General features: G+C 47.9%; 8 protein-coding genes. All 8 read right to left on the bottom strand.

Going from position 1 to position 7,516, the window contains the following annotated elements:
* Nucleotides 1-350: 350 nt before the first annotated feature.
* The 8 genes from lysS to ASG02_RS05985 all read right to left on the bottom strand — a co-directional run bounded on the left by lysS (nucleotide 351) and on the right by ASG02_RS05985 (nucleotide 7,440).
* Nucleotides 351-1,832 (bottom strand): lysine--tRNA ligase, encoded by a 1,482-nt coding sequence (gene lysS / locus ASG02_RS06020; protein WP_155960241.1) that lies wholly within the window; start codon nucleotides 1,830-1,832, stop codon nucleotides 351-353.
* A 161-nt stretch (nucleotides 1,833-1,993) separates the two neighbouring features.
* Nucleotides 1,994-2,986: a tRNA dihydrouridine synthase DusB gene (dusB, locus tag ASG02_RS06015; protein WP_035413287.1), complete on the bottom strand. Its 993-nt coding sequence runs from the start codon at nucleotides 2,984-2,986 to the stop codon at nucleotides 1,994-1,996.
* Nucleotides 2,986-3,501, bottom strand: coding sequence for a 2-amino-4-hydroxy-6-hydroxymethyldihydropteridine diphosphokinase (folK, locus tag ASG02_RS06010; RefSeq protein ID WP_056062018.1), 516 nt, complete (start codon nucleotides 3,499-3,501; stop codon nucleotides 2,986-2,988). The genes dusB and folK overlap by 1 nt, the downstream gene beginning before the upstream one ends.
* Nucleotides 3,498-3,869, bottom strand: a complete 372-nt coding sequence (gene folB / locus ASG02_RS06005) for a dihydroneopterin aldolase (protein ID WP_035413281.1) — start codon at nucleotides 3,867-3,869, stop codon at nucleotides 3,498-3,500. The genes folK and folB overlap by 4 nt, the downstream gene beginning before the upstream one ends.
* Before the next feature lie 2 nt (nucleotides 3,870-3,871).
* Nucleotides 3,872-4,657 carry a dihydropteroate synthase gene (gene folP, locus ASG02_RS06000; RefSeq protein ID WP_035413278.1) on the bottom strand — a complete coding sequence of 262 codons (786 nt, stop codon included), beginning with the start codon at nucleotides 4,655-4,657 and terminating at the stop codon, nucleotides 3,872-3,874.
* Nucleotides 4,654-5,493 carry an aminotransferase class IV gene (locus ASG02_RS05995; RefSeq protein WP_035413274.1) on the bottom strand — a complete coding sequence of 280 codons (840 nt, stop codon included), beginning with the start codon at nucleotides 5,491-5,493 and terminating at the stop codon, nucleotides 4,654-4,656. Before ASG02_RS05995 ends, folP begins: the two co-directional genes overlap by 4 nt.
* Nucleotides 5,477-6,058 carry an aminodeoxychorismate/anthranilate synthase component II gene (locus tag ASG02_RS05990; RefSeq protein ID WP_035413271.1) on the bottom strand — a complete coding sequence of 194 codons (582 nt, stop codon included), beginning with the start codon at nucleotides 6,056-6,058 and terminating at the stop codon, nucleotides 5,477-5,479. Before ASG02_RS05990 ends, ASG02_RS05995 begins: the two co-directional genes overlap by 17 nt.
* Nucleotides 6,055-7,440 carry an anthranilate synthase component I family protein gene (locus tag ASG02_RS05985; RefSeq protein WP_056062015.1) on the bottom strand — a complete coding sequence of 462 codons (1,386 nt, stop codon included), beginning with the start codon at nucleotides 7,438-7,440 and terminating at the stop codon, nucleotides 6,055-6,057. The genes ASG02_RS05990 and ASG02_RS05985 overlap by 4 nt, the downstream gene beginning before the upstream one ends.
* Nucleotides 7,441-7,516 lie beyond the last annotated feature (76 nt).

Genomic DNA, 7,516 nt, shown 5'->3' with positions numbered 1-7,516 from the left:
CACGATTGACGAAGCTTGCGCTTCATTCGTTTTTGTATTCCGTAGAATACGATTTTTGCCTCATCGTTCAGTTTTCAAAGTTCGTCGTGTCGTTTTCAGCGACTTTAATATCTTAACAAGTTATCAACCCGATTGTCAACAACTTTTTTTGATATTTATTTTTGTGTGTCACGACCATTCGCGGCACAAGAAGTAATATACCATGGCTTTTTGAATCGTACAAGCATTTTATTAGAAAAACATTTAAAAACTTTTGTTTACCCGTTTTTTGACTTGTTTATTCCTGTGTTGATTCCAAAAAGAACGCTCCGTTCCTTCTATACAGTATAGAAAGAACAGAGCTCTACTTATTAATTTTGTTGGTGACGCATCGTTGGGAAGAGTAATACATCACGAATCGATGGCGCATTCGTCAACAACATGACGAGACGATCGATCCCGATTCCAAGACCACCCGTTGGCGGCATACCGTACTCGAGTGCTTCAATGAAGTCTGTATCCATTTCATGTGCTTCGTCGTTTCCTGCTTCTTTTTCGACGAGTTGTGCTTCGAAACGTTCACGTTGATCGATTGGATCGTTCAATTCCGTGAAGGCATTCGCATGCTCACGACGGACGATGAATAATTCAAAGCGATCCGTAAAGCGTGGATCTTCTGGATTTTTCTTCGCAAGTGGTGATACTTCAACAGGATGACCATAGACGAATGTTGGTTGAACGAGTGTTTCTTCTACTTTTTGTTCGAAGAACTCATTCAAGATATGTCCCGTCGTCATGTGCGACTGGACTTCAACACCGTGTTCATGCGCGAGTTCAAGGGCACGTTCGTTCGAAATCTGTTCGAAGAAGTCGACACCTGTTGCTTCTTTAACGAGATCTACCATGTGCGCTCGTTTCCAACCGACAGATAAATCGATGACGTCTTCTCCGTAAGTGACTTGTGTCGTACCGAGTACTTCTTGTGCGACGTGAGCAATCAGGTTCTCTGTTAAGTTCATGATGTCTTTATAATCCGCATACGCTTCATAGAGTTCGATCATCGTAAACTCTGGGTTATGACGTGTTGAGATTCCTTCATTACGGAATACACGACCGATTTCGTATACTTTCTCAAGTCCACCGACGATCAAACGTTTCAAATGAAGCTCAATCGCAATCCGCATGTAAAGCGTCATGTCGAGTGCATTATGATGCGTGATGAACGGACGCGCCGATGCTCCACCCGCGATCGTATGCAACATTGGTGTTTCGACTTCCAAGTATCCGAGGTTATCAAGATATTGACGGATCCCACGAATGACTTTACTCCGCGCGATGAATGTCTCACGTGATTCTTGGTTCGTAATAAGGTCGAGATAGCGCTGACGGTAGCGTTGCTCGATATCCTTTAATCCATGATATTTATCCGGAAGCGGACGTAACGCTTTTGTCAATAACGTAAATGCTGTGACGTGAACAGAGAGTTCACCAACATTCGTCTTGAACACGTATCCTTGGATCCCGACGATGTCACCTAAGTCACATGTCTTATAGATCTCATACGCCTCTTCACCGACGTCATCTTTACGAACATACAACTGAATTTGACCTTGTACATCCTGAACATTCGTAAAGCCAACCTTCCCTTTACGACGTGTCGTCATGACACGACCTGCGATGGCAACTTCCGGTTTCAGTTCAGCCAATTCTTCTTTTGTATGTTCACCAAATGATGCACGAATGCTCGCAGTATCCGTCGAACGTTCAAAACGTGCGCCGAATGGATCGAGACCTTGTTCACGCATGGCGTTCATCTTACTGAGACGCACCTGCATTTGATCGTTCATTTCCATATCCTGACTCACTGTCTTCACTCCTTTTAATAATGGTTCACGACGATTCTCTCGAATAAAAAGCTGCCGGAATGACCGACAGCCCTTTAGAAAACCGATACGCTCATCTTCAATGCAACTAGCGTACCACAAAACGACTCTGTCCGACTATACTTTACCTGTTAGGCATACGCTACGTCTTCTTCGAGTGTCTGCAAGTACTGCTGTAACAGTTCAACGAGTCCCGTATGCGTGTCGATGTTAAATAACGCATTGCGAACGCGACCGTTCCCCTTCATTCCTTTCAAGTACCAGGCGACATGTGTCCGCATTTCGCGCACGGCGAGTTCTTCTCCTTTTAGCGCGACCAGTCGTGTAGCGTGCAAGAGACAAATATCAATCTTCTCGCGCGCCGTCGGTTCTGCCGGAAGCGTTCCTGATTCGAGATACTGGATTGTCTGATACAACATCCATGGGTTTCCGAGAGCGGCCCGTCCGATCATGACACCGTCGACACCAATCTCATCAATCATTCGTTTAGCATCTTGTGGGGTTTGAACATCCCCGTTTCCGATGATTGGAATATTAACCGCTTTTTTTGCTTCACCGATGATGTTCCAGTCTGCGACACCTTCATATTTTTGTGAACGTGTCCGTCCGTGAATGGCAACAGCCTTCGCGCCACCTGCTTCTGCCGCTTTGACATTATCGACACAATAGATGTGATGACTGTCCCAGCCGGTCCGCATTTTGACCGTCACCGGTTTATCGATCGCTTGTGTCACCGCATGGACCATCTCATAGACCTTATCCGGATCAAGCAACCATTTCGCTCCAGCATCACTTTTCGTGACTTTCGGGACCGGACACCCCATATTGATATCAATGATGTCGGCATTCGTGTTCGCTTCGACATATCGCGCTGCTTGAACGAGTGTCTCCTTTGAACCACCATAGATTTGAAGACTGAGCGGTTTTTCCCGCTCATCCACGTACAGCATCTGTAGCGTCCGTTCGTTCTCGTACAAGATCCCTTTATCGCTGACCATCTCCGCACAGACGAGTCCCGCGCCGAATTCTTTTGCGATCAACCGAAACGCGGGATTACAGACGCCTGCCATCGGTGCCAAGATGACTTGATTCTTCAATTTGACATCACCAATGTTAAATTCCATTATTGTTCCTCCGCTTCTAAAAGACCACCTAAGCGTCGCACACCGTTTCGTTCTGTCTCTGGTAACTGCTGGTACAATTGCTCGACACTTTGCCCAAGACCAGGTATGACGCATGTTGCTGCTAGTTCCCGTAATGGCGCGAGGACGAATGCCCGCTCTTGCATCCGCGGATGCGGAACGGTTAATCCTTCAAGGTCAATACGTTCTCCCCCATATAACAAAATATCTAAATCAAGCGTCCGCGGTCCATTTTTGAACAGACGCTCGCGTCCTTCTAGCTGTTCGATTTCCTGCAGTCGCTCAAGTAAGACATCTGCCTCGTCCGTCGTTTGAATCCCGACGACCATATTATAAAATAAATCCTGATCGAGATACCCGACAGGTACAGTCTCATAAATGGAAGAGACCTTTACATCATGAACAGACGATAAGGCTCTCAGGCGAGCGATCGCTGCTCTTAAGTGAGCCGCTTTATCACCAATGTTTGAACCGAGTGCAATGTAAGCTTCCTTCATGCATAGTCCCCCCGGAGTCGATTGATCTCGACTGCCACATGTTCATAATGACCAGCAATCGGCGGATCCGGTTTGATAACTTTGATCGATGCTTCTTCAATCCGCCCGTCTAACGCAAAGACTTCTTTTGCAATACGATCCGCCAAGGCTTCGACGAGTTGGAGCGGTTCTCCTTCGACGACACGTTTTGTCGCTTCATACAATTCAGCGTAATTGACACTTTTCGTCAAATCATCCGTCCGACCGGCTTCTGCCAATGCAAGTCCGATCGATAAGTCGACATTGAAGCGTTGACCGAGTTTCGTCTCTTCTGCAAATACACCGTGATACCCATAAAACCGCATTCCTGTTACATGAATTCGATCCACCGTCATTCCCCTTTCGTCGCAGCTAACATGATGTCCATCATCTGCGCTGCCCGTTTGACTTCTTTGACGTCATGCACACGCACCCAGTCACATCCTTGTTGAATCCCGTAGCAAACCGTAGCAATCGTTCCTTCAAGTCGTTCTTCCGTTGGCAATCCAAGCGCGAGACCAATCATCGATTTACGGGACGTTCCAAGTAAAACCGGATACCCGAAGTCCGTGACGATGGACAGGTAACGCATCAAGTACAAGTTCTCTTCCTGCGTTTTCATAAATCCAATCCCTGGGTCGAGCCAAATGTGTTCTTCCGCCACGCCTGCCTGTTTCGCTAACCGGATCGATTCCTCAAGGTCAGCCCGGACTTCCGCAAGCATATCTGTTCCATGCGCCGTTTCCCGGTTATGCATTAAAATGATTGGTACTTCATACTGCGCAGCGACCTTGACCATTGAACGATCGCCCCACTTCGAACCCCAGACGTCATTGATGATGTCCGCTCCTGCTTGAATAGCAGCTTCTGCGACGACCGGTTTATACGTATCGATCGACACGAGGACGTTCAGCTCTCGTTTAATGCGTTTAATAATCGGTAAAACACGAGCGAGTTCTTCTTCAACTGACACGAACGCCGCACCCGGTCGCGTCGATTCTCCACCGATATCGATCGCATCTGCTCCATCCGCGACAAGCTGACGCGCTTGCCGCATCGCTTGCTCGATATCAACATATTGTCCACCGTCCGAAAAAGAGTCCGGTGTCACGTTCAAAATACCCATGATGTAGGTCATGGTTGTTCCCTCCTTGTTGTCACATGTTCGACAGATTGATCGAAGAGTTTCATAATCTCCGCATACCCTGTTCCGTTTATTCCGGGGAAAGGGCGTCCGTCAAGTGACGAAATGGCGACCGCTTCCTGAACGGAATTCGTATAGATGATCTCATCTGACTCTTCGAGCTGTGGTAAATATGCCAGACGTTCTTCGACCGGTAAATGTTGCATGAGGAACTGACGGGTAATCCCATTCAATGCACCGGTCTCAAGGGGCGACGTATACCATGTACTTCCGTAACGCCAAAAGATATTTGACGTAATGCCTTCACAGACATGACCTTCCTTCGTCAAGAACAGCCCTTCTGCTTCTGGATTGAACAATTGACGTTTCGCGACTAGATTGTTCATGTAATGATGTGACTTTAAGCGATATGTCGTTTCCGGCGTACTGCGCGGCAAACGAATCGTCTCGAGTGCACGTTCCGCCCGTTTTCGCGGAGCGATTGGTTTCGCATAGATCAACACGGTTGGCGTATCGTAAGGGTCAATTGATAACCCAATCTCACGCGGACCAGCCGAAACATTCAACCGGATATAGAGATCGTTCGCCTCATATGCTTCATATAAATCTTGGATTGCTTGCCGTAAGGCTTCCCGGTCATACGCTAACTGTATCCCGAGTGCGACACAACTCATCCGCATACGTTCGATATGATCATCGAACAAAAACGGATGTCCGTTATACGTCCGAAACGTCTCGAATATACCCATCCCGTAGACGAATCCATGATCAAGTGGGGAGATTCTTATCTCTTCTTCTCGTTTGATGATTCCGTCATGCCAGAGATACATAATGCGTCAACTCCAAGAAATTTTTTAACATCTGTTTACCGTCTCGTGTCAAAATCGCTTCCGGGTGGAACTGGACACCTAAAATCGGTAACGTCCGGTGACGGAGTGCCATGATCTCTCCGCCGGCTTCCGCTGTCACTTCGAGTACTTCCGGGAATGTCTTACGTTCAACGACAAGTGAATGGTAACGCGTCACCGGTGTCGCTTGTGGGATCCGTTCAAAGATCCCTTGTCCGTCATGCGTCAGTGGCGAGACTTTTCCGTGCATCAATTCCTTCGCTCGGACGACTTTACCACCGAATACTTGCCCAATCGCTTGATGACCCAAGCAAACTCCTAGGATCGGTACCTTCCCCGCAAAGTAAGCAATCGCCTCTAAACTGATCCCCGCTTCATTCGGTGTACAGGGACCCGGCGAGATGACGAGATGATCAGGCTGCAACGCTTCGATTTCTGCAAGCGTAATCGCGTCGTTGCGAAATACCCGGATGTCTTGTCCAAGTTCGCCGAAATACTGGACTAAGTTATACGTAAAGGAATCATAGTTATCAATCAATACAATCATCGTGTTCCCTCCGCCGTTTCTTTTGTCACCCATAACGCTTTGGCTTTACTAAGTGACTCTTCGTATTCACGTGCTGCGTCCGAGTCCGTGACGACTCCAGCACCTGCTTGGACATATGCCATCCCATCTTTTGCAACGAGTGTCCGAATCAAGATGTTGAAAATGACATCATCCGCCCAACTGATGAAGCCAAGCGATCCAGTGTAGATGCCACGCCGGACCGGTTCCAGTTCTTCAATGATTTCCATCGTCCGGATTTTTGGCGCGCCGGTGATCGTCCCACCTGGGAACATTGCGGCGAGCACTTGACTCCCGGAGTGTTCCGGAGCCACTTCGCCTCTGACATTTGAGACGATATGTTGCACGTGGGAGTATTTCTCGATCACCATCAGCTCATCGACATGGACCGTACCATAACGACTAACGCGCCCTAAATCATTACGCTCTAAATCAACGAGCATCACATGCTCTGCCCGTTCTTTTTCGTTATCGAGTAAGGTTTTCGCGAGTCGTAGATCCTCCGCTTCATCCTTCCCGCGTGGCCGTGTTCCCGCAATCGGACGCGTTGCTAACGCATCACCTATTTTTTCGACGAGCAACTCAGGTGAGGCTGACACAAGTGTTAAATCCTCATCTGCGAAGTAACACATGTATGGAGAAGGATTAATTTGTCGTAATACATCATACAGATGTTCCGCTGTCGTCCCAAGCGGTTCTTGTTGACGGACGGACAAATTGACTTGGAAGACGTCACCATCCTCAATATACGATTTAATCCGGTGTGCCGCTGTCATGAACGCTTCCTGTCCGAAAGCTCGTTCTCGTTCGCCGGATGAACCGGTTGTTGTAAACTGCGGTCTATTTGTCTTGACGCACCAACGCGCGACTTCTTCTTCAAGAATCTGTGTTGCTTCCTCTGCTGTGTCTCGCGTCACGGCAATGAACAATTGTTTCGTTTCCTCATCAAACACGGCAACTTCATCGTACCAGTAGAACGATAGATCAGGTGTTTGTAGATCATCCATCGCTTGCTCCGGTAGCTTTTCTAAATAACGGACAGCATCATAACTGACATATCCGGCAAATCCACCAAAGAATGGCGGCATTCCATCCGGTCGGATGGATTCACGTTCGACGCGGAGTCGTTCGAGTAGATCAAACGGGTTTGCCGTCGACGTCTCGACTTTTCCATCTGTCTCAATCGTCGTCATCCCGTCCTTTGTCCGGACGTATCCGACAGGACGAGTCGCCGCCATCGTATATCGTCCGATTCGACCGCTTTCGAGCCAGACGTGTCCTGTTGTTCCAATCGTCTGTTCGACATACCGATTGTAGAATTGTTCTTTCGTCCATGGTATTGCTTTATATTTCGTCTGTCGCATACGCGTCCCCCACTTCACACTATTCTGCTCTCATTATACGCAAAAAAGTACACGGAAGCCGAATGACTTCCGTGTA

Origin of the sequence: Exiguobacterium sp. Leaf196 (genome assembly GCF_001423965.1) — a bacterium.
Classification (GTDB): Bacteria; Bacillota; Bacilli; order Exiguobacteriales; family Exiguobacteriaceae; genus Exiguobacterium_A.
This window is presented reverse-complemented; position numbering and strand designations above follow the sequence as displayed.

Coding starts and splice junctions, on each gene's coding strand:
- lysS (WP_155960241.1), bottom strand. CDS start 1,832: ATGGAAATGAACGATCAAATGCAGGTGCGTCTCAGTAAGATGAACGCC.
- dusB (WP_035413287.1), bottom strand. CDS start 2,986: ATGGAATTTAACATTGGTGATGTCAAATTGAAGAATCAAGTCATCTTG.
- folK (WP_056062018.1), bottom strand. CDS start 3,501: ATGAAGGAAGCTTACATTGCACTCGGTTCAAACATTGGTGATAAAGCG.
- folP (WP_035413278.1), bottom strand. CDS start 4,657: ATGACCTACATCATGGGTATTTTGAACGTGACACCGGACTCTTTTTCG.
- ASG02_RS05995 (WP_035413274.1), bottom strand. CDS start 5,493: ATGTATCTCTGGCATGACGGAATCATCAAACGAGAAGAAGAGATAAGA.
- ASG02_RS05990 (WP_035413271.1), bottom strand. CDS start 6,058: ATGATTGTATTGATTGATAACTATGATTCCTTTACGTATAACTTAGTC.
- ASG02_RS05985 (WP_056062015.1), bottom strand. CDS start 7,440: ATGCGACAGACGAAATATAAAGCAATACCATGGACGAAAGAACAATTC.